The following is a 21,329-nucleotide window of genomic DNA, read 5'->3' as shown; positions in this document are numbered from 1 at the left end:
CCACCCCCACCTCGGATTCCGGATAGATATAGCCGCCGGTCTGCTTGACGATGCCATAGACCGTCGACAGGCCAAGGCCGGTGCCCTTGCCCACTTCCTTGGTCGAGAAGAACGGCTCGAAGATCTTTTCCATGATCTCCGGCGGCATGCCGGTACCGGTATCCTCCACCTCGATCAGCACATAGTCGGCCGCCGGCATGCCCTTGTAGGTGAGCTTTTCCGCCTCGGCGTGCGTCACGTTGGAGGTGCGAATCTCCAGCTTGCCGGCCTCGTGCATGGCGTCGCGGGCGTTCACCGCCAGATTGATCACCACCTGCTCGAACTGGTTGAGGTCGGCCATCACGGTCCAGAGGTCGCGGCCATGCACCACCCTCAACTGAACCTTCTCGCCGAGGAGACGGCCGAGCAGGATCGACAGGTCCGCCAGCACGTCCGACAGGTTCAGCACCTGCGGCCGCAGTGTCTGGCGGCGCGAGAAGGCCAGCAGCTGGCGGACAAGACCCGCCGCGCGGTTGGCATTCTGCTTGATGTTCATGATGTCCTGGAAGGATGGATCGGTCGGCCTGTGGCTCGACAGCAGCAGGTCCGAGAAGCCGATGATCGCGGTCAGCACATTGTTGAAGTCATGCGCCACACCGCCGGCGAGCTGTCCCACCGCCTGCATCTTCTGGCCTTGCGCAAACTGCGCCTCCAGCGCCCGCTGCTCGGTGGTATCGAGCGCGTAGACCACGGCCACCTCGCCGTCGCCAGCCCCCTCTTCCACCGTCGACACGAAGAAGCGCGCCGAGCGCCCCTTGTCGTCCGGCAGCGACACGTCGATGCCCGAAATATTGCCCTGCCCGGTGACAGCAGACTTGACCGCCTCGGAGATCGCCGGCCGGTCGCGCTCTGCGACCACGTCGGTCAGCCGCCCGCGCGGCGCCGTGGCGTCCGGCTTCACGAAGGCCCCGAACAGGCGCATGAACGGCGCATTGTTGCGGCCGATGCGGCCGTCCTTGTCCACCGAGGCGATCGCCACCGGTGTATTATTGAAGAAACGCGTGAAGCGCACCTCGGCCGCCCGCAGCGACTCCGAAATGTCCTCGCCCGGCGATCGATTGAGCACCAGCGTCCGGCTGTCGCCGATGTCGCCGTCCACCCCCACCGGCACCCGGTGGATGATGCGCGCCGGCATGCTCTGGCCGTTGCGCTTGATGAGGTCGAGGTCGACCATGCCGGTCTTCACCTCGCCCGACGCCCCGCGCACCCCGTCGAGCAGCGCCGTACCGTCGCCGAGCAGGATATCCTTGAGTGCCAGCACGCCCGGCTCGAACTCGGCAAGATCATAGCCGAGCCAATCGGCCAGCGTCGCGTTCATGTAGACCACACGCCCCAGCGCATTGGCCGAGAAGAAGCCGGCCGGCGCGTGGTCGAGGAAGTTCACCGCCCGTTGCAACGCCTGGAAACTGTCTTCCTGTTCGTCGCGATCGCGGGTGACGTCGGCCACCTGCCAGACATTGAGCGGCGTCGCCAGTCCCGGCAGCGGCCGGACGCGGATGCGATACCAGCGCGCCGGCCCGTCACTGCGGCCGAGGGCATGTGCAACGCGCACCTCCTCCGTCGCCCGCCGCCCTTCGCGCGAGGCCTGCGCCAGACGGAAGATCACGTCCGCCGCATCGGGATCGCCGGAAAACACCCGCTCGACCGTCCGCACATCCGTCGCCGCTTCGGCGCGGATCAGCCGGCCATAGGCGGCATTGGCATAGACGATGCGCCCTTCCGGATCGGTGACGCAGACACCATCCGTCATCGTGTCGAGGAAGCGCTTGGAAAGGGCGTTCTGGTTCTCGCCACGCGCGCCAAGCCGAATGAGCCCGATGGCCGCAGCAAACAGGGAGAACACGCCAACGACGGCAAGGAGCCCGAGGAGCCCGAGCACATAGGGCTCCGCCGATGACCGATCGAGCACCGCAAAGACCGCCGCTGCCAGCACCAACGACAGCGCAAGCGCCACAACGAGCCCGACGTTGCCGCCCCGCTCCGTTCGATCGACGATCGGTGTCTCCACCGAGGGTGCCGACTCGTTTTCAGTCATCCCGCGCTCGCCTCGCCTGCCAAATCGCGATTCCGACGTCATGCAGGGCGACCGAAAGCGCGCAAGATGAGAATCGGAGTTGTCAACGGTCAATCATTAACAATCAACCGGGCCGAGGCAAATGACACACGGGGCTTTTTTGAAGTTTTGCAGGGGCTTGTCACCCATTCGCTGCGATGAGAACACCCCGGCTGCCGCTTTTGGCAGCTTTTGACACCGGGACTGCCACCCCGTCGCCTTCCGGCTGTTGACCGCCCGTCATGCACTGTCGCGCCCAACCTAGTTCCGCCAGGCCGCCTTCTTCTTGAGATTGAGCACGTAACCGATGAGTTGCGCCACTGCCTTGTAATGCTGGGCCGGCACCATCTGATCGAGTTCCACCGAGGCATAGAGCGTTCGGGCCAGCGGCGGATTCTCCACCACCGGCACGTCGGCGCCCTTTGCGATCTCGCGAATGCGAAGGGCCACTTCGTCGACGCCCTTGGCAACGCAGACCGGTGCCTGCATGCCCTCGTCATATTTCAAGGCCACCGCATAATGCGTCGGGTTGGTCACCACCACCGTCGCCTTCGGCACATTGGCCATCATGCGATTGCGGGCCCGCTCCATGCGCAGAGCCTTGAGCTTGCCCTTGACGGTCGGATCGCCTTCGATCTGCTTGTGCTCGTCCTTCACCTCTTGCAGCGACATCCTGTGCCTCTGCATCCAGCGCCAGCGCGCCCAGGCATAGTCCAGCACGGCGATCAGGAACATGATCGCCAGCATGGCATAGAGCATCTTCATCGACACCGCCTGCGCCACCGACAGCATCTGCGAGATGTCGATGGTGATCAGCTGGTCCAGCCGATTGCGCTCCGGCCAGAGCACATAGGTCATCACCGCGCCGAGCACGGCGACCTTGAGCATGCCGCGCAGGAAGTTGATCAGGCTGTCCACCGAGAACAGCCGCTTGAACCCCGCCAGCGGCGATACCTTGGACAGGCGCGGGATCAGGCTGTCCGCCGAGAACACCATGCGATGCTGGACGAGATGGCCGGCGATCGCCACCACCGCCATCACCGCCAGCGGGATGGCTATGCCGATGCCGATGGCGCCACCGATTGCGAGATAGAGCCGCCGAAGGCCTCCGCCATCCATCGACAGGTCGGCGGCATGTTCGATGAGCCCCCGCAAGGGCGCGAACATCGAATGTATGGTCCCCTGCCCGACCATCCCGACGACCACCGCCACGCCCGCGAGCGTGAAAAAGGTGCTCACTTCGAGACTTCGGACAACGTCGCCCTGTTCGTGCGCCTGTTGCAGCCTTCGCTGGGTTGGTTCTTCCGTCTTGTCGCTGTCGTCGCCTTCTTCGGCCATGGTTTCGAACCCCTCAGTTCGGAACCAGCCGCATCAGCCCCGTTTCAACATGGCCCTCGTAGAGGCTCATGATGGTGCCGATGAGAAAGGCGAAGAAAACGAGGCCGAGCATGATGGTCACCGGCATCGCCATGAAGAACACCTGGAACTGCGGCATCAGCTTCTGCAGCACGCCGAGCCCCAGGTTGAAGACCAGCGCAAAGACCAGGAACGGCGCCGAGATCTGGATGCCGACCTTGAAACTGTCGGCAATGGTCATGATGGCCGCATCGCGGAAGTCGCCGAGCGGGATCATTTCGCCGGGCGGGAACAGCTTGTAGCTGCCCGCGATGCCGGCGATGGCCACATGGTGCAGGTCGGTCGCAAAGATCAGCGTCACGCCCACCACGCTCAGGAAGGACGAGAGAATGGCACCCTGCTGGCCCATGGTCGGGTCAACGCTTTGGGCAAAACCGAGACCGATCGCCGACGCGATCGTCGTACCGGCGATCTGCGCCACCGACAGAAGCAGGCGCGCCAGCAGCCCGAGCCCGAGCCCGATCATGATTTCCCAGATCATCGCCACCAGCATGCGGTTCATGTCGTCCGACAGTCCCGCCGGCAGCGTCCGCGCCTCCACCGGATAGAGGATCAGCGTCAGCAGCAGCGCAAAGGCTAGGCGGATGGTCGCCGAAATCGTCTGCTCGCCGACGCCCGGCATCAGCATCACCATCGACCCGATGCGCGCAAACAGCAGCAGGAACAGCACCGTCACATCAGGGAGGACGTGGACGATCATCCGGAAATAATCCGCTCGGAAATGCGCAGCATGAAGCCGTTGATGGCGTCCGCCATGAAGGGCAGCGTCAACAGCAAGACAAGAAAGATGGAAAGGATCTTCGGGATGAAGGCCAGTGTCTGTTCCTGGATCTGCGTCAGCGCCTGGAACAGCGCCACCACCAGACCGACAACAAGGCCGACAAGCATGGTCGGCGCGGCGATCTTCACCGTCACCCAGATGGCGTCGCGGGCGATATCGAGAACTTCCGCGCCGGTCATGATCGCGCTCCACAAGCAAGCTGCCGCGCCGACCGGACGTCGCCGTCAGATCGGCATGCGCATGATCTCTTCATAGGCTGAGATCACGCGATCGCGCACCGACACCATCGTATCGAGTGCCACTTCCGTTTCCGAAACAGCGGTCACCACGTCGACGAGATCGGCCTTGCCTGCCATCAGTCCCGCCTGCTTGGCCTCGGACGCATTGCCCTGGGCCACAACCGACTTCACCTGATCCCTGAGCATGTTGCCGAAATCGAGACCGCCGCTTTCACCGCTGCCACCGGCCTGAGTCTGCACGGACTGCGCTCGATTCGCCAGACGCGACATGGCGCCATACACACTTGCCGCGTTGAGTGCCGTCGTGAGAGCCATGGTCTATCCGCCCGTCCTGTTGTTATTGTCGCCGCTCTGCGAGATCAGCCCTTGAGAATGTCCACGGTGCGCTGAAGCATCGAACGCGTCGTGCTGACCACGTTCAGATTGGCCTCGTAGGTGCGCTGGGCACTCTGCATGTCGACCATCTCGACCAGTGGCTGGACATTGGGATACTTGACCATGCCGGAGCCATCGGCGGCTGGGTTGCCGGGCTCATAGCGGCTTTCAAAATCGCTCTCGTCGCGCGCCACCTTGCCGAGCCTGACCACTTCCGCTCCAAGCTCCTTGTCGAAGCTCGACGTCACGGTCGGGATCTTGCGGCGATAGGGATCCTGCCCCGGCCCCGCGGCCACCGAGTCCGAGTTGGCAAGGTTTTCGGCGATGATCCGCATGCGCCCGTTCTGAACCTTGAGCCCGGCGGAGGAGATCATCAGCGTCTTTAGGAAGTCCATGCTACCGCTCCTGTCGAGAAATGTTGCGCCGGGCTATCACCGCTTGCCGACCGCTGTTTTCAGCAGGTTGAGACTGCGCTGGTAGAGATTGGTCGCCACCTGGTAGTCCATCTGGTTGTCGGTGACCTTCATCATCTGATCTTCGAGGGACACCGAGTTGCCATCCGGCGTCACTTCATAGCCATCCACCGTCTGCTCCTTGTTGGGGCCGGTGTTGGTGATCATCTGTCCGGGCATGTGCAGCGGACTGGTGGTGATGGGCATGACGCCTGACCGGTCGCTGTCTTCCACCGCTACGCGGAAGAAATCCTGCGGCTTGATGTCCTTGCCCTGATATCCGGGCGTCTCCGCATTGGCGACGTTCTCGGCAAGCACTTTCTGCCGAAGCTCGTGATACTTGAGCTTGGCCTTGATGGCCTGCAGCATGGGAATGTCGGTCATTGACATCGAACAGAACCGCCGATCGCGTTTTGCAGGGGCTGTCGGGCGAAATGGACGCCACCGCCAGCCCTTGCTGCCCTTGAAGAGCCCCGGTCGCGACAGTGGACATTGAGTCTCGGCCCCGGGCTTCTAGGCAATAATTGCCGGCCTGATGGTTAACGAGTGGTTAACAATTAAGCCTTCAGGGATAGAACAGGCTTGAAAATTGCCAAAATTGGCGGATATCTCGACTTGGGGCTATACGCACTGCCCTTGCGCATTGCGACGAAGGGGAAATTGTTGCCGCGTTACGATGGAAAAGAAACGATCGTAACGCCGTAGTGAGGTTACCAAATAATTTTCGATTTATTGGGTAAACCGTCAAATACGCCCGTCCGCCGTGCCGGCGCGACGACTTTGAGCAGGTAAGGAACATGCAGGATCTGTTGGTAAATTGGTTCGGCTCCGCCGGTGCAACGGTGATCAAATACGCCCTGGCATTCGCTGTGATCGCCGGACTTTTGTGGCTGTTGCGTTGGGTCCTGCAGAACTCCGTCGGCGGCGGCGCTCTCGCTGCGTTCAAGGGTCGTCAAAACCGGCTCGCCGTGGTGGATGCCGTGGCGGTCGATCCCAAGCGTCGCCTGATCCTCGTTCGCCGCGACAATGTCGAACATCTGATTCTTGTCGGTGGCGGCAACGACCTCGTCGTCGAGCCCACGATCATCCGTGGCGTGCCGGTCGGCAGCATCGGGCGCGCCGGACTGCGCAGTTCGGCCCCCGTTGCGGCGGAACCCGAGGACACCGCGCGGTCCGAACCATCCGCAATCCCCGTTGAGCCGGCGCCTGCCATTCAGTCCGCCACCCCCGAGCCTCTCGCCCAACCCGCCCCTGTGCCGGTCCGCGCGGCGGAAGCGCCGATCGTGCGCCAGCCCCCGCTCTCGCGCTCCAATCCGGTCGAGCGCAGCCCGGCCGTGGCAACCCTGCGCCCCAAGCCCGTGCCGCAGCGTGCGCCCGTTGTGGAACCCACGCCGGTTGCGCCCACCGCTTATGTGCCGCCCGAGCCGGAGCGCGTGGTTCCCACCGTCAGCCCGATCGCTGCCATCGTCCCGCAGCCGGAATCGCCAATCGCCGCGCCCGAACAGCCGGTTGCCCAGCCCGCGCCCGAAAGCAACGCCTTTGAGGATCTCGCCCGTCATTTGGACGAGGCCCTGAAGAACGACCTTGGCGACATCGGCGCCCCTGTGGAAGCCGCACCGGCGCCCGCGCCCGTTCGTCCGGCGACGGCTGAAGTCGCTCCGCTCGCCCGTCCCGCACCGACCACGCCCGAGCCCAAGGTCGAGCCGCGCGCGCAGCCTGCCGCCGCTCGCCCCGTGATTCCCGCCGCCAGCGCGTGGCTGCGTCCGCGCACCCAGCAGCAGACCGCCAAGCCGGCCGAGCCCAAGAGCGTCGAGGCAAAGCCCGTCGAAACACCGGCAGTCGAAGCCCGTATCGAGCCGCGCGTCGCCGATCCCAAGCCCGTCGAAGCCAAGCCGGTCGAGCGCTCCTTCGCCCCCCGGGCCAACCCGACTGCGGTCGAGCGCCGCCCGCGCGTCGCTTCGCCGGCACAGGAGCCGGTGGCCGAGCCCACCGCCCTCACCTCGCCCAGCTTCGATGAAGATCTGACCAAGGCCCTTGAATCCAGTCTGGTCTCCCGTGAGTCCTCGCGCTTCGATCCGCCGCACGCCGCTCCGGTCGTGGCCGCTGTGCCGGCCGTCGAACCGCCGCCTGTGGCAGCTCCGGCCAAGGCCGACGCGCCCGAGTTTTCCTCGCTGGAAGACGAGATGGCCCGCCTGCTCGACGAGCTGGCCGGAGATTCCAAGGGAAAACGTTGATCAACGCCGGGCGCGCTCTTGTCCTTGGGCGCGCCCGGGTTAACAACCTCCTGACAGAGACCGCGATGAAACTGCGTAGCCGGCCATGACGCCCAGACAGGCGTCGCCTGGCAACAGTTGGCGGTCGAGGCGACACAAACGTCAGGGAAGGTTGCATTTCCGATGCACGACTCGTCCGCAGACCAAAGCGCCCGGCGCTTCCGCTCGACAGGCTGGCGGATCGGTCTCGGTGTGCTGGCCGTGGCCTGTGCCACCGCCCTGACCGTCGCCCCCGCCGCAGCTCAGGACGTCTCGATTTCGCTCGGGCAGGGCTCGACGCTGACCCAGCGTGCCGTCCAGCTGATCGGCTTGATGACGGTGCTGAGTCTTGCCCCGTCCATCCTCGTGATGATGACGAGCTTCACCCGCATCGTCGTCGTGCTCTCGCTCTTGCGCAGCGCCATCGGCCTGCAGTCAGCGCCGCCCAATGCGGTTATGGTGTCCTTCGCGCTCTTCCTCAGCGCCTTCATCATGGCGCCCACCTTCGAGCAGGCCTACAACGAAGGCGTCAAGCCGGTGGTCGACAATCAGGTCGAACTGGACGTGGGCTTCGATCGCGCCCTCGCCCCCTTCCGCGCCTTCATGCTGAAGAACACCCGCGAGGCGGACTTGAAGCTCTTCGTCGATCTCTCGGGCGTGCCCCAACCCGACCAGCAGTCGGACCTTGAAACGCGGATCATCATACCCGCCTTCATGATCTCGGAGCTGCGCCGGGCCTTCGAGATCGGCTTCCTGCTCTATCTGCCCTTCCTGATCATCGACATGGTCGTCTCGTCGATCCTCATGGCCATGGGCATGATGATGCTGCCGCCTGTTGTCGTCTCGCTGCCGTTCAAGCTGATCTTCTTCGTGCTGGTGGACGGCTGGTCGCTGCTCGCCGGCAGCCTGATCCGCAGCTACGTCACCTGATCAGGCCGACGGCCGGTTGCCCACAGTCGATCAGCCCGCACTCGGGCCGGCCTGACCGGCGTCGGCGCGCGGCGCGGTATCGGTGGGCGCAGCAGCGTCCGCCGACGGGCCACCGGCGCCATCGATCACCGCCGGCTTGTCGCTGACGCCAATGTCCAGATAGCGCTTGCGATAGTCCGAGAGGAAGGACGACATGGTATCGGCCGAACCGACCGACTTCACCACTTCATCGAAGTTGGCGCCATTGGCGGTGATCGGGCCGGTTACCGCCTCGAAAGCCGAACCATTCGGCGTCTCGGCCATCTTCCCGGCATACTTGGATCTCAGCCGGTCGACGCTGAGCCGATCGTTGACCAGCGTGTAGCCGATACCCGCCTTCAGAACTTCCAGCTGCTCCACCGGAGACAGCGGCAGATTGTCGTTCCAGCGCCCGCCGAGCAGCCGCTCGAACTGATCGCCGGCCTCACCATAGCGATTGGCCGACCACAGAATGTCCGCCCGCAGCCGATCGACTTCCGGACCGTCCAGCGGTCGCACCAGCTCAAGCGCGCCGTCGGGATTGCCCGAGTCCGCCATCGCCTTGGCTTCCACGGTCCTGCGCTGGCGTTCGATCGCCACCGGCAGCTCCGCCTGACGCGTCTTGGCCAAGGTCAGCAGCGCCTTGTCGGGGCGATGGTCCAGCAGGTAGATCATCGCCAGATCGGCCGCCACCTGCGCCCGCGCCGCACCGCGCAAGCGGTTCTGCACCTGATAGTCCAGAAGCTGCGAGGCCTGCGGCAGCAGATCCACGTCCACCAGCCGGTCGGCAAGCTTGCGCACCATGGCGTCACCACGACGACCGTTCGGTGTCAGCTCACGGAAGTCATAATAGAGCGCCAGCGCGTCGATGGGCTTCATGCTGTCGGCCTTGCCATCGAGGAACAGCTGGGCGAAGGCCGACTGCATGTCCTGGCTGATAAGCCGCGTCGTCTTGGCATTTGGGTTGACCTGTTCGGCCACCCGCATCACTTCGAAGGCGCGCCGATAGTTGCCCCGCTCCACCGAATACTGGCTGAGCAGCCGCAGGGTCTTCAGTTCGATCTCGTCGCCGCGCCAGGCCACCGCCAGCTGCTCCAACCGGTCGATGCCCTGGTCGAGGGTGATCAGCCCTTCGCGCCGCTGCATCTGCACCAGGCGGTAGGTCGCCTCGGCCGCCGTCGGACCGTTGGACTCGCGCACGATATTGGACAGGAGCTCGATGGCATCCGAGACATGACCGGCCGCATCGCGCGCCAGCGCGCTCAGCAGGTCCAACTTGGCGCGCTCGGGCTTGCTCAGCGTCTGCGGATCGATCTTGGCCAGGAGATCGCGGGCCGTCGTGAAATCCTTGAGCTCGATGGCGGTCGCCACGTCGTCGAGCATGTAGCGGCGCTGGATCAGCGGCGGAAACGTGCCGATGGCCACGTCGCCATGCACGAACTCCTTTTGGGCCTCAGGATACTTGCCGAGGTCCGCGTAGGCCATGCCACGCCAGACCGAAGCGTCCGGGCTCTCGCTGAACTCCGGTCGGTCTAGGAGCTTCAGCGTTTCCTCCGGCCGGTAGGTCAGCAGTTCGCCACCGGCCCGCAGCACCGCCATGCGATCGGACGCCGTCTCCTCTGGTGCCAGCATGCCGATGAGGTTCAGCGGCCCGATGGTCTCGGGGCCGAGACCATTCGCCAGATTGAAGGTCGCGGTCTTGTACCATTTCTCGACCCGCTCGGGCATCTCGCGCGCCTGCGCAACATCCAGCGTCATCTTGTGACGCTTGTCCCAGAAGTCTTGCGGATCGCTCGCGGCCATGCCGTGGAAATCCACATAGCCATTCTTGCGATTGAAGGTCGACCCCAGCGACAGCGGCAGATCCAGCAGGCTGGCCTTCTTCTGCTGCGCCACCGTGGATACCGCCATGCCACCCGGTCGCGAGATCGAGACCAACTCGCCGGAGGCGGTCACCTCGAGATCATCCACCTTCGGGATGAAGGCGAGACCATGCGCCGACTGCAGCGCATCCATCTCGGCAAAGCTCTGCGGCTTGATGAGACCGCGCGGCTGTCCCTTGCCGGTGACGACAAACAGCGTCTCGCCCGAACTCGGATCCTGGAAGCGATGGATCTTCGACACCTGGCCGAAGGGCACGTCCAGCGACTTTGACCCGTCCAGATGCACATTGCGCGAAATCGGCAAGGGGCGCGGCGGATCGGTGACAAGCTCGCCGATGGTCACCACCCAATTGTTTCCATCCGGCCCGATGGTCGCCAGGAAGGACTTTGCCATCTCGATCCGCAGCGCCTGTGCGTCGCCGATGGTCATCGGCTCGATGCTGCGCGCAAAGCCGGCCAGCGCATCCTGCAGCGACGCAGAATCGATCGGCGCGGGGTCGTCGAACACCATCCACAGCGTGTTGCCCCGCGTGAACAGCGCCGAGCCCGTCGGGTGCTGATAGGGGAAAACCAGATGCGTCGCCTGCCCTACCCGCTTGGCGTCGACACGGATGATGCCGTCGGTCAGCACGCGCGTGAGCGCATTGTCCGGCAGTTCGGCCTGATCCTGCGGCGCCGCCGTCGCTGACGGTTCGTTTGCCGCCGCATGCGGTGCAGCGGTCGTGTCGGTCTGGGATGTCGTCCCGGCGGTGACCGGCGCTTCGTTGGTCGCGGCCAGCGTCTCGGCAGCGTGAGCTACCGCGGCAGGTGCCTCAGGAGCATGAGCGCCCGCATCAGGCGCCGGGTGCGCGGCCTCGGTGGGCGCTTCGGCTGCAGCATGGTCTGCGGGCGCCGGCGGTGTCGCCTCCGCGTGCGTGTCCTGGGCCGGCGGGGCGTCGGCGCCGGCCTCGGTCACAGGAGCATGGCCGGCTTCGGTTGGGGCGGCATGCCCGGCATTTGCGTCGACATTCTCGTGGGCAGGCGCAGGCGCACCTTCCGCCGGCGTCGCGGCATGGTCGGCAGGAGCGGCATGCGCCCCGGCCTCCGTGTGGGCGGCAGTGGCGTCTCCATGCGCCGCCGCATCGGGCGCCGCAGCGCCATGCGCAGTCGCGTCAGGGGAATCCGCCGTGGTCGGATCCTGCCCGGGGGCCGACACATGATCGGTCGCGCCCGGCGTCGTCTCCGGAACGATGCCGACCGCAGACTGCAGCGCCTGATCGATCGGCGCCATGGTCGACGGGTCCGGCGGTCCCTGCACATCGATCACATAGGTATTCTCGTCCTTGAAGGCGCGCACGTCGGCAACGGGCTGGACCGCCACGTTGAAGGCGACACCCTTGTCGGTCTGGACCGTCGACATGTCGTCGACGAAGGGTGGCAGGTTGGCCTTGATGTCGCTGATGTCAGCCGTTGCCAGCCGGTTGAACACCACGCTGACACTGGTGTCCTGACGATGGAAGTTCGCCTCGAAGGGCACGTTCCATTTGAAGGTGATGCGGCTGAAGGTCGGCGTACGACTCGCCGAGACATCGACATGCGCGATGCGGTTTCCCTCCACCTTCATCATCTCGGCCTGCTTGGCAGCGATCGCGGCGGCCTCGGCCCGCTTGGCGAGCGCGGCGATCACCTCGTCCGGCAGGCGCGGCGGCGGGCCGGACCAGTTGGGCGACAGGAAGTCGATGAAGAGCTGCGGCCCGGCCTCCATGGTGTTGACCTTGACCATCCGCGCCAGAGCAAAGCGTGCGCCCAGACCTTCCGGGTCGGCACGGGCGATCATCACATAGTCATGCAGGATGGAGGGCACATTGTCGGTGTTGAGATCAACCGGCTGGTCGAACTTCAACACCAGCACACCATTGTCCGACTCCACCTTGTAGGCCGGCATGATGTTGAGATCGGGAAAGGTAACGATCATCCGGCCGAAGTTCGGTTCGGTCTTGAGCTCGACCTCGGCACGATAGTTGGCGGCGGCCGGCGCGGCCATTCCAAGCGTGAAGACAGCACAGCAGACGAGCAATGCCGCCAACCACCGCAGCCCCCATTCCGGGCTGCAGCAGGCTGAAGATCCAAGGCGGTCAAGGCTCCAGGCGGCGCGCATATCCTGTTCACATCCAGACGCCGGACACACGTCCGGCACTGTCATGAACCCTAGGCTGCCGCGCTTAATGTGCCGTTACCGCTTCAGGGCGGATTTGGGCGGAAATTCAAAAAGAAAGCCAGGGACGGCACGCGCGGATCAGGGCTGCGGCGGAGCGGCTTGCGACGGGTCGGCAGGCGTGCCCTGGATCTGCGGCAGATCCGCAAGGGACGGCTGAGCACTGGCGGGCGGCTTCAGCGCGTTGGTCACTTCCGGCAGCAGCGGCGACAGACCTTGCGGCGCCTCTTCCGTCTGCACCACGATCTTGCGATCACCCAGATTGCCGGCCATGGCGATGGTCAGCAAACCCGCCTTGTCAGGCGACATGGCCGCCATGATCGGCGACAGCTTGCGCGGATTCATCTTGGTGGCAATCTGCAGCAGCACGGTCATGTCCAGCTTGTCGAACACAACGGCCGCGGCCTTCGGCTTCATCGCTTCATAAAGCGCCACCAGCGCCTGAACCTCCTGCGCATCCTTGGCGTCTGCGGTCTTGACGTCCGAGCCGCCGAGTTGCTGCTGGATGGACTTCAGCTCCTGAAGCCGTTGGTCGAGCCGCTGTTCGGCGGCCTGCAGCAGCTTGGCGCGCAGGTCGAGATCCTGTTCGCGCTGGTCAAGCGCATTGCGGCGGTCTGACAAGGCGTTGAGGATCGCCGTCTCCGAAGATCCGGCCGGCGGCGTATATTCCGGCGGGCGCTGCGTATAGGCCACAGGTCCCTTTGGCGCGGCAGCGCCATGTTCGCCACCGCCACCGTGACCTTCGGCTGCAGGCGCCGCCTCCCCATGGGCCGCAGTTGCGGGAGCCTCGCCATGGGCAGCCCCGTCAGCGGCCGGTGCGGCAGCATCCTTGGCGGCCGGCGCATGAGCGTCCGCCGGGGCGGCGGCAGCCGCGTCACCATGGCCTGCGGCCGGGGCGGCTTCGGCAGGAGCGGCGGCGGCCTCACCGTGACCGGCAGCAGCAGGAGCCGCCTCGGCATGGGCGGCATCGGCGGGCGCCGCTTCGCCATGCCCAGCAGCGGGCGCAGCCTCACCATGGCCGCCTTCGCCATGCGCAGCCGCAGCAGCCTGCGCCGCCTTCAACTGCTCGGCCTCGCGCGCCAGATCCACCGGCTGCGTCATGGTCATCAATGGACCGGACAGAGGTTGAACCGTATCGCCGGGAGGCGGAGCAGCCTCACCGCCATGGCCGCCGCCCTCTTCGGCTGTTGCCGACTGCGGGCCGACGGCAAAGGACCCCACCCCCGTGACAAAGCCGAGGATCTTCACGGCCAGAAGGGCCGAGATCGCAACGAGCACCAGGGGAAGGAGCCTGATTCTGTTCACGCGGCCTCCTCGCGTTGAGCCCGCCGCAACGCCGACAGGCGCTCGGCAGCAGCCTCAGCGGCAGCCTGCAAGGTCTTGGCAGCGGACTCGCGCGGCACTTCCGTCGCTTTTGGCGCAACGACAGGCGCGCCCGGTCCACCGGCGGCACCGACGATAGCCCCAATCCGCTTAACGATCTCATTACCCGCAGACAGACGCTGGTCGAGATTGCCCAGAAGCTCCTCGGCAGATCCCATGCGCGCGCCGAGCGACTTCTCGCATTCGGCCGCGGTCGCCCGCAGACCGAAGATCGCCCGCTCGGCGATCTCCGTCGCCGTGATCAGCTCGGAGATGGTGGCCCGCAGGATTTCCTCATCCGCACGCAGACGCGTCAGGCGACGATTGAGCACCGCGCAATAGAAGATGGTCAGGACGAGCAGCACGGCCACGACAATCTCAATTGCGATACCAAGGTTGAAATTGCCGCTCATGTTATCTGCATCTCCTTCTGGACTGCACGCTCGAAGGCTGCCAGCGTCATGCGCGGGCGCTTGAGATTGCGATTGATCTTCACCGAGACGCGCTCTCCGAGCCGTCCCATGTTGCCGGCTGTCAGGTGAATGTCGCCGCACTTGATCGACACGGGATCATTGGGCGCCACGTTGAACAGCAGCGTCTGCCCCACTTCGAGGTCCATCACCATCGAAAGCGGCAGTTCTTCTTCCACCAGCACCGCGTCCACCTCGACTTCGGCATGGTAGAGCTCGGTCGCCAAATGCCCTTCCCAGATGTTGTCGCGACCAAACTTCTCACCCATGATCATCTGCAGCAGCAGATTGCGAATGGGTTCGATGGTCGCATAGGGCAGCAGCATCTCCACCATGCCGCCGCGATCTTCCATGTCCACGCGGAACTGCACGAGGATACAGGCGTTGGCAGGGCGGGAGATCGGCGCAAAGCGCGGATTGGTTTCGAGACGCTCCAGGTTGAAATGAATCTGCGTCAGCGGCGCGAAGGCCTTCTCGCAGTCGGCGAGCAGCAGCTCGATCATCCGGCGCACGAGGTTCATTTCGATGGTGGTATACGGCCGGCCCTCGACGCGGATGGCCGTGGTGCCGCGACCGCCGCCCAGGAGCACGTCGATGATCGAATAGATCAGCGAGCTGTCGACGGTGACGAGGCCGTAGTTGTCCCACTCCTCCGCCTTGAACACGGCAAGGATGGCCGGCAGCGGGATGGAGTTCAGATAGTCGCCGAAGCGCACCGAGGAAATGCTGTCGAGCGACACTTCGACGTTGTCGGACGTGAAGTTGCGCAAGGAGGTCGTGGTCTCGCGCACGAAGCGGTCGAACACGATTTCCAGCATCGGCAGGCGTTCGTAGGACACGAGCGCGGAGTTGACCAGCGAGCGGATGCCGCTCTGGTCATTGGCCACATGGTCGTCGAGATTGAAGCCGAGGAGGTTGTCGATTTCCTCCTGGTTCAGCACGCGGTCGGCGCCACGGGTGGAGCTCTCGAGCTCCCCTTCCCCGTCGTCGATCATGGCGGCCCACTGGGCTGCCACCGCATCGGCGTTCTCTACACCCTGCTCTTCCAGCGCGGCGCCCCACTCAGCAGCGAGGTCTTCCATGCCGTCGCCTTCGCGCTGCTCGGCCAGGGCCGCGCCCCAGTCCATCGACATGTCTTCTTCGTCATCGCCGTCAGCCATTCAATCCGCTCCTATTGAACGATGACATTCTTGAACAACACGTCGTCGACGCGCGCCGGATAGACCGCAATGTTCACGCGCCGCTGCAACTCTTCCTTGAGGCGATAGAGCCCCGCCGACCCCTGCAGGTCGGACGCCCTGAGCTCGCGCATATAGGTCTGGAAGGCATCCAGCACACGCGGCAGGTTCGGCTTGATCACGTCGAGCATCTTCTGATCGCTCACCTCCAGCGCCACCTCCAGCTTGACGAAGGTTGGCCGCTCATCGGCGGTGGAGAGATTCAGGATCATCACGGGCAGATCGAAGTAATAGGCGTGCGGCTGCTCTTCCTGCACGGCCATCACCGCTTCGGCAGCAGGCTCCTTGGAACCGCCCAGAAGGAAGAAGGCTGCACCGCCACCGATCAGGAGCACAGCCGCAGCCGCTCCGCCGATGATGATCAGCTTTTTCTTCTTGGACCCACCGGCTTCGCCTTCGCCGGCCTCGTCCTCGGACCCTTCGGTCTGTGGCTTCTTGGCCATTACTGCCGCGCTTCTTTCCTCGATCGGCTGCCCAAACCGACTCAAATCTCACTGTGAGCAGAGTCCGCGATCGACTTTGCCGGGGCAACGATTCTTTCCCGCTGTCCCAAGCTTGATGCTGAGTTCATATTAGTTAACGAAAGGTTGACGATTGGTTAACGCGTCGGCAGATTTTGCCGGCCAATCCTGCCTAGCGGCAAATTCGGCAGTCCGGATCACCCCGCCATTAATCATCTATCTATATGTTTTAATTGTCTTTTCCATGTTGGCACGCCCCGTGCAGTTAATGTTCCAGATTGCGCCGCTGGGGAGCGTAGCGCGATCGAACAGGACTTGGGGAATACCGCCATGGAGAATTCGACTCTTGTGGCGTTGTCGGGACAGATTGCGCTCCGTCGCAAGCTGGACGTCATCGCCAACAACGTGGCCAACATCAACACCGACGGCTTCAAGAAAGTCTCCGTCGATTTTGAAGAAACCACGATGCCCAAGGCGTCGGGAACGATGTTCCCGGCGAACTACAGGGCTAACTCCTACGTGCGCGAACTGGGCACGGTGAACGACTTCTCGGCTGGCAACATCGAGATGACCGGCCGCGAGCTGGACGTCGCTCTCAATGATGACCAGGCTTTCTTCACGGTCCAGACGCCCAACGGCGAACGCTATACCCGCGCCGGCAACTTCCAGCTCGACGTCAACGGCCGCCTGATCACGCCGGACGGCAACCCCGTGCTCGGACAGGGTGGCGAGATCATCTTCGCCGGCAGCGAGACCAACATCACCATCTCCGCTGATGGCGCCGTCTCCTCGAGCGCTGGCTCCAAGGGCAAGCTCAAGCTCGCCGAATTCAACGATCCCTCCGTCCTCTCCAAGGTCGGCATCAATCTCTACGACAGCTCCCTGCCCCCGACCGTTCCCACCTTCCCTGGCATCGCCCAGGGCGCGATCGAGCGGTCGAACGTCTCCGGCGTGCGCGAGATGACCAACATGATCGAGGTGCAACGCGCCTACGAGCAGATCGCCTCGCTGATGAAGCAGCAGAACGAACTCAAATCCAAGGCCGTCGACCGCCTTGGCACCGTAACCGCCTGACCGGCTGAGGATCTTCGACCATGAAAGCGCTCAACATTGCCGCCACCGGCATGATGGCCCAGGAGACCAACGTCGCGGTCATCTCCCACAACATCGCCAACATGCGCACCACCGGCTACAAGGAGATGCGCGCCGACTTCCAGGATCTGCTCTACCAGACTCTGCGCCGGCAGGGCTCGTCCACGTCGGAAAGCGGCACCCAGGTGCCGGCCGGCGTGCAGATCGGCTCGGGTGTGCGCATCGTTTCCACGCCGCGCATGATGAGCCAGGGCGACCCGACGGCCACCGGCAAGGACACCGACGTCGCCATCCGCGGCGAGGGCTTCTTCCAGGTGCTGATGCCCGACGGCCGCACCGCCTATACCCGTGACGGCTCCTTCGAGATCGACAGCACCGGCACGCTGGTCACCGAGGATGGCTACACGGTGCAGCCCGCCATCACCATCCCGCAGAACGCGTCCGACATCACCATCTCGAACACCGGCACGGTGCAGGCCAAGGTCGGCAACGCCACCACCACCACCACGCTCGGACAGATCAACCTCGCCCGCTTCATGAACAAGACCGGCCTCGAAGCCATCGGCGACAACCTGTTCCTTGAAACCTCGTCGAGCGGCCCGGCCCAGACCGGCAACCCCGGCGACGAAGGCTACGGCACGGTGCTGCAGAACTACCTTGAAGCCTCCAACGTCGAAGCCGTTTCCGAGCTGTCATCCCTCATCGAAGCTCAGCGCGCCTATGAGATGAACTCCCGCATCATCAAGGCCGCCGACGAGATGAGTCAGACCACCGCCAACCTGAGTTGAGGAGGCCCATGATGACCCGTCTCTTCCTCATCCGCTTCGCAATCGCCGTCGTGCTGGCGCTCGCCGCCGCCGGGCTGATCGCGCAGTCTTCGGCCAATGCCGCCACCTTGCGCCAGTCGGTGCTGGTGAACGCAGACATCGTGACGCTGGGCGACCTGTTCTTCGACGCCGGCGACCTGGCCGCCCAGCCCGTCTTCCGCGCCCCGCCGGTCGGCGTCAACGGCGCCCTGCCTGCTGCCCAGGCGCTCGCAGCGGCGCGCAATGCCGGCCTGGCGATCGACGCAGAGCCCAACTTCGCCAGCGTCTCGGTCGTTCGCCAGTCCGTCATCGTCGACATGGACCGCATGACCAACCTCCTGCGCGACGCCCTCGGCAGTCGCATGGGTGTTGCGACCGACAACGTGTCGCTGACCTTCGACGGCGACATCAAGCCGATCAATGCCGACGCCTCGTCCTCCGCGCCCGTGGTCGTCTCCGAGCTTATCTACCAGAACGGCAGCGGCCGCTTCGACGCTGAGCTCGACATCGACATCGGTGCCGGCGACACTCGCATCCGCGTCCAGGGCCGCGCGATCGAGACCATCGAGATCCCCACGCTGGCCCGCCCGGTCGACCGCCGCGACGTCATCCACGCGTCCGACATCCGCATGTCCCGCATCGAGCGCCGTCGCCTGTCGCCCATGGCCATCCTGGACCCGCATGAACTCTACGAGATGGCCGCCAAGCGCGCCCTGCGCGCCGGTGAGCAGATCGCCACCTCCGACGTGGAACCGCCCCGTCTGATCGAACGCGGACAGCTCGTCACCATCATCTTCCGCAAGCCCGGCCTCACTCTGAGTGCCCGTGGGCGAGCCCTCGGCGACGGCGGCAAGGGCGACCTCGTGTCGATCCTCAACGAACAGTCCCGCCGGACCATCCAGGGCGTCGTCACCGAGAACGGCACGGTCGAAGTGAGCGGTTCCGGCCCGGTAAGTGAAGTGGCTTCGGCCATCAATTGAAGAGACCCGACATGATGCGCATCTCCCCCTCCCTCCTCCTGGCGCTGGCCGTGACGGCCACGGGTCTTGCCGGCTGCGGATCGACCATCGATCGCCTTTCGGCAGTGGGCAAGACGCCCGCCCTCTCGGCCATCGAGAACCCCACTACCCAACCCGGCTACCGCCCCGTCCAGATGCCCATGCCGACGGTTCAGCCCGTCGCCTACAGCTCCAACTCCCTGTGGCAGTCCGGCTCGCGCACCTTCTTCAAGGACCAGCGTGCCCGCAACGTCGGTGACATCCTCACCGTCCAGGTCGACATCGCCGACAAGGCCGCCATCGACAACTCCACCGAACGCACCCGCGCCGGCAGCGACAGCCAGGGCATTGGCGGCGCGCTCGGCACCGCCATCGATACCATCGCCCTGCCCGCCGGCATGGCCGCCAGCAATCTGGCCAGCGACACCAGCGCCTCCAGCTACAAGGGCACCGGCGCCATCGACCGCAGCGAGGCGGTGAAGACCAACGTCGCCGCCGTCGTCACCCAGGCGCTGCCCAACGGCAACCTGGTGATCGAGGGCCGCCAGGAAGTGCGCGTCAACATGGAAGTGCGCGAGCTGATCATCGCCGGCGTCGTCCGCCCCGAGGATATCGCCGCCGACAACACCATCGACAGCGCCAAGATCGCCGAAGCCCGCATTTCCTACGGCGGACGTGGCCAGATCAGCGACGTGCAGCAGCCGCGCACTGGCCAGCAGGTGCTCGACATCCTGCTCCCCTTCTGATCCTGAGCCGCCCCGGCATCCAGCCCGGGGCGCCCCCCCAATCCAATTCGGTCCGCCGCTCCCCAAGCATCCCGCGGACCGGACACTGCCTTGAGGCCGCTCCCCAATTGGCCGCAGGCAGTTCAAGCGACCCGGTCCCTTCCCCAAGTCCGGACACGGGTCCATCCCCAAAGGCGCGGTCTCCCCTTCCCCAAGTCATCAGGGAGACCGCGCCGGAGGTGGAATCATCTTCAGATATCAGCGCAACAAAAAAGGCGCCCGCTGGCCGCGTGGCGCCTTCAAATTCATCCGTCGAGATCCAGGCGATCACTCGTCGCGATAGACCTTCTCGCGGCGCTCGTGCCGTTCCTGCGCTTCGATCGACAGCGTGGCGATCGGGCGGGCGTCGAGGCGCTTCAGCGAGATCGGCTCGCCGGTTTCCTCGCAATAGCCGTAGGACCCGTCGTCCAGCCGCTTGATCGCCGCTTCGATCTTGGAGATCAGCTTGCGCTGCCGGTCGCGCGCGCGCAACTCGATGGCCCGATCGGTCTCCGACGAGGCCCGGTCAGCAATGTCCGGCAGGTTGATGTTCTCATTCTGAAGATTCTGGAGCGTTTCCTTGCTCTCGCGAAGGATGTCATCCTTCCACTGCAGGAGCTTTCTGCGGAAATACTCACGCTGGCGATCGTTCATAAACGGCTCGTCGTCTGACGGCCGGTAATCTTCCGCAAGTTCGATCGACATCGACTGTCCTCTCACACCACGAACGCGGGCGGAATATAGCTATCAAGGGCGCGCGGGACAACGGCCAAGTCGATAAAATGTTCAATCGTCTACAACGACGATAAACCATAAAAGAATCAGAGCGTTACCAGTGATTTTCGTCAGTTGCGGTAGCGGCCGAGCTTGGCAAGCTCCACTTCGGCCCTGAGCATGATGTCCGCAATCAGCCCGTCGAGGCGTTCGTCGCCCGTCGTCTCCACATCGTCGAGAAGTCCAAGAACCCGCTCGATGGCGTCCCCTGAAAGCGTGCCCGAGAGCAATCCGACCTTGATCTCGTCCAGCTTGTCAAGAATGTCATGCCCCTTGCGAACCGCCTTGCGGCGCTTGCGCGGCGCGTCCGCATCGATGGCCTGCAGGGCGATCAGCGCATCGAGACTGGTGAGGCTGTGGGCTGCGGCCGGCGCGGACGCCTTGGGCGTCTCTTCCGAAACACCCAGCGAAAACGTGGCTCCGGACGCGTCGCTGCGACGGGTCGGACCACTGGTCGTCACCCCACCTGTGCGCGTCGGCCCCTGAATACGCATCGCGTCCCTTCCCTCAAGTCCATGCCCGGCAATATCGACCGACCAAGGTTAACGCTTCGTTAACAGCCCGGCAACTCTTGCCGCCCACCGGGCTTCTCCACAAGTGGCTTCCAGACGCGACTTTGAAAAACCGTCGCGAATTCAAGAACTTTCCCGCGAGGCAGCTCCCGCTGACACTCTGGCACGCCCCTTGCGATATCCCTCAACGGGAAGCCGTGTCGGGAAACACGGGGATGAT

Annotated in this window: 20 protein-coding genes; 6 read left to right on the top strand and 14 right to left on the bottom strand. The window is 64.5% G+C overall.

All coding sequences use genetic code 11. From position 1 onward, the window contains the following. From cckA to flgB, 7 genes are all read right to left on the bottom strand, one after another. Positions 1–2,074, bottom strand: a 2,074-nt coding sequence (cckA, locus tag L2I41_RS05865) for a cell cycle histidine kinase CckA (protein WP_237152576.1), incomplete at its 3' end; no start/stop codon positions are given. 279 nt (positions 2,075–2,353) lie between these two features. Beyond that, positions 2,354–3,430, bottom strand: coding sequence for a flagellar biosynthesis protein FlhB (gene flhB, locus L2I41_RS05860; RefSeq protein ID WP_237152575.1), 1,077 nt, complete (start codon positions 3,428–3,430; stop codon positions 2,354–2,356). Positions 3,431–3,443: 13 nt separating this feature from the next. Further along, complete coding sequence (gene fliR / locus L2I41_RS05855) at positions 3,444–4,208, bottom strand: flagellar biosynthetic protein FliR (RefSeq protein WP_237152574.1); 765 nt, start codon at positions 4,206–4,208, stop codon at positions 3,444–3,446. Continuing rightward, positions 4,205–4,468 carry a flagellar biosynthesis protein FliQ gene (fliQ, locus tag L2I41_RS05850; protein ID WP_237152573.1) on the bottom strand — a complete coding sequence of 88 codons (264 nt, stop codon included), beginning with the start codon at positions 4,466–4,468 and terminating at the stop codon, positions 4,205–4,207. The genes fliR and fliQ overlap by 4 nt, the downstream gene beginning before the upstream one ends. A gap of 45 nt (positions 4,469–4,513) precedes the next feature. Continuing rightward, the gene (fliE, locus tag L2I41_RS05845) at positions 4,514–4,843 is read right to left on the bottom strand and encodes a flagellar hook-basal body complex protein FliE (protein ID WP_237152572.1); all 330 of its coding nucleotides are present in this window, start codon (positions 4,841–4,843) and stop codon (positions 4,514–4,516) included. Between the two features lie 44 nt (positions 4,844–4,887). After that, positions 4,888–5,298, bottom strand: coding sequence for a flagellar basal body rod protein FlgC (gene flgC, locus L2I41_RS05840; protein ID WP_237152571.1), 411 nt, complete (start codon positions 5,296–5,298; stop codon positions 4,888–4,890). Positions 5,299–5,334: 36 nt separating this feature from the next. After that, the gene (gene flgB, locus L2I41_RS05835) at positions 5,335–5,745 is read right to left on the bottom strand and encodes a flagellar basal body rod protein FlgB (protein ID WP_237152570.1); all 411 of its coding nucleotides are present in this window, start codon (positions 5,743–5,745) and stop codon (positions 5,335–5,337) included. Positions 5,746–6,152: 407 nt separating this feature from the next. Here flgB and L2I41_RS05830 point away from each other — a divergent pair, with 407 nt between their 5' ends. Further along, positions 6,153–7,589, top strand: a complete 1,437-nt coding sequence (locus tag L2I41_RS05830; protein ID WP_237152569.1) for a flagellar biosynthetic protein FliO — start codon at positions 6,153–6,155, stop codon at positions 7,587–7,589. A gap of 162 nt (positions 7,590–7,751) precedes the next feature. After that, the gene (fliP, locus tag L2I41_RS05825) at positions 7,752–8,537 is read left to right on the top strand and encodes a flagellar type III secretion system pore protein FliP (protein WP_237152568.1); all 786 of its coding nucleotides are present in this window, start codon (positions 7,752–7,754) and stop codon (positions 8,535–8,537) included. Positions 8,538–8,567: 30 nt separating this feature from the next. On the opposite strand, the gene L2I41_RS05820 is transcribed toward fliP, so the two are convergent. From L2I41_RS05820 to L2I41_RS05800, 5 genes are all read right to left on the bottom strand, one after another. Next, positions 8,568–12,503, bottom strand: a complete 3,936-nt coding sequence (locus tag L2I41_RS05820; protein WP_237152567.1) for a tetratricopeptide repeat protein — start codon at positions 12,501–12,503, stop codon at positions 8,568–8,570. 210 nt (positions 12,504–12,713) lie between these two features. Next, positions 12,714–13,937 (bottom strand): MotE family protein, encoded by a 1,224-nt coding sequence (locus L2I41_RS05815; RefSeq protein WP_237152566.1) that lies wholly within the window; start codon positions 13,935–13,937, stop codon positions 12,714–12,716. Next, entirely contained in the window at positions 13,934–14,407 is a 474-nt protein-coding gene (locus L2I41_RS05810) for a DUF6468 domain-containing protein (RefSeq protein WP_237152565.1), read from the bottom strand. The genes L2I41_RS05815 and L2I41_RS05810 overlap by 4 nt, the downstream gene beginning before the upstream one ends. Beyond that, the gene (gene fliM, locus L2I41_RS05805) at positions 14,404–15,624 is read right to left on the bottom strand and encodes a flagellar motor switch protein FliM (RefSeq protein ID WP_237152564.1); all 1,221 of its coding nucleotides are present in this window, start codon (positions 15,622–15,624) and stop codon (positions 14,404–14,406) included. The genes L2I41_RS05810 and fliM overlap by 4 nt, the downstream gene beginning before the upstream one ends. 11 nt (positions 15,625–15,635) lie before the next feature. Beyond that, positions 15,636–16,145 carry a flagellar basal body-associated FliL family protein gene (locus L2I41_RS05800; RefSeq protein WP_237152563.1) on the bottom strand — a complete coding sequence of 170 codons (510 nt, stop codon included), beginning with the start codon at positions 16,143–16,145 and terminating at the stop codon, positions 15,636–15,638. 348 nt (positions 16,146–16,493) lie between these two features. Here L2I41_RS05800 and flgF point away from each other — a divergent pair, with 348 nt between their 5' ends. Genes flgF through flgH form a run of 4 tightly spaced genes read left to right on the top strand, consistent with a single transcriptional unit; the run spans position 16,494 to position 19,805 of the window. Further along, positions 16,494–17,237 carry a flagellar basal-body rod protein FlgF gene (flgF, locus tag L2I41_RS05795; RefSeq protein WP_237152562.1) on the top strand — a complete coding sequence of 248 codons (744 nt, stop codon included), beginning with the start codon at positions 16,494–16,496 and terminating at the stop codon, positions 17,235–17,237. Between the two features lie 20 nt (positions 17,238–17,257). Then, positions 17,258–18,043, top strand: a complete 786-nt coding sequence (gene flgG / locus L2I41_RS05790) for a flagellar basal-body rod protein FlgG (protein WP_237152561.1) — start codon at positions 17,258–17,260, stop codon at positions 18,041–18,043. An 11-nt stretch (positions 18,044–18,054) separates the two neighbouring features. After that, on the top strand, positions 18,055–19,041 hold the full coding sequence (gene flgA, locus L2I41_RS05785) for a flagellar basal body P-ring formation chaperone FlgA (protein ID WP_237152560.1): 987 nt from the start codon (positions 18,055–18,057) through the stop codon (positions 19,039–19,041). Positions 19,042–19,052: 11 nt separating this feature from the next. Further along, the gene (gene flgH / locus L2I41_RS05780) at positions 19,053–19,805 is read left to right on the top strand and encodes a flagellar basal body L-ring protein FlgH (protein WP_390633866.1); all 753 of its coding nucleotides are present in this window, start codon (positions 19,053–19,055) and stop codon (positions 19,803–19,805) included. A 306-nt stretch (positions 19,806–20,111) separates the two neighbouring features. Here the strand turns inward: flgH and dksA are convergent, their stop codons facing one another. Both dksA and L2I41_RS05770 read right to left on the bottom strand, forming a co-directional pair. Continuing rightward, on the bottom strand, positions 20,112–20,528 hold the full coding sequence (dksA, locus tag L2I41_RS05775) for an RNA polymerase-binding protein DksA (RefSeq protein WP_237152559.1): 417 nt from the start codon (positions 20,526–20,528) through the stop codon (positions 20,112–20,114). Between the two features lie 140 nt (positions 20,529–20,668). After that, complete coding sequence (locus L2I41_RS05770) at positions 20,669–21,091, bottom strand: flagellar assembly protein FliX (protein ID WP_237152558.1); 423 nt, start codon at positions 21,089–21,091, stop codon at positions 20,669–20,671. Positions 21,092–21,329 lie beyond the last annotated feature (238 nt).

The sequence above is a fragment of the Oryzibacter oryziterrae genome (assembly GCF_021864535.1).
GTDB classification, from domain to species: Bacteria; Pseudomonadota; Alphaproteobacteria; order Rhizobiales; family Pleomorphomonadaceae; genus Pleomorphomonas; species Pleomorphomonas oryziterrae.
This window is presented reverse-complemented; position numbering and strand designations above follow the sequence as displayed.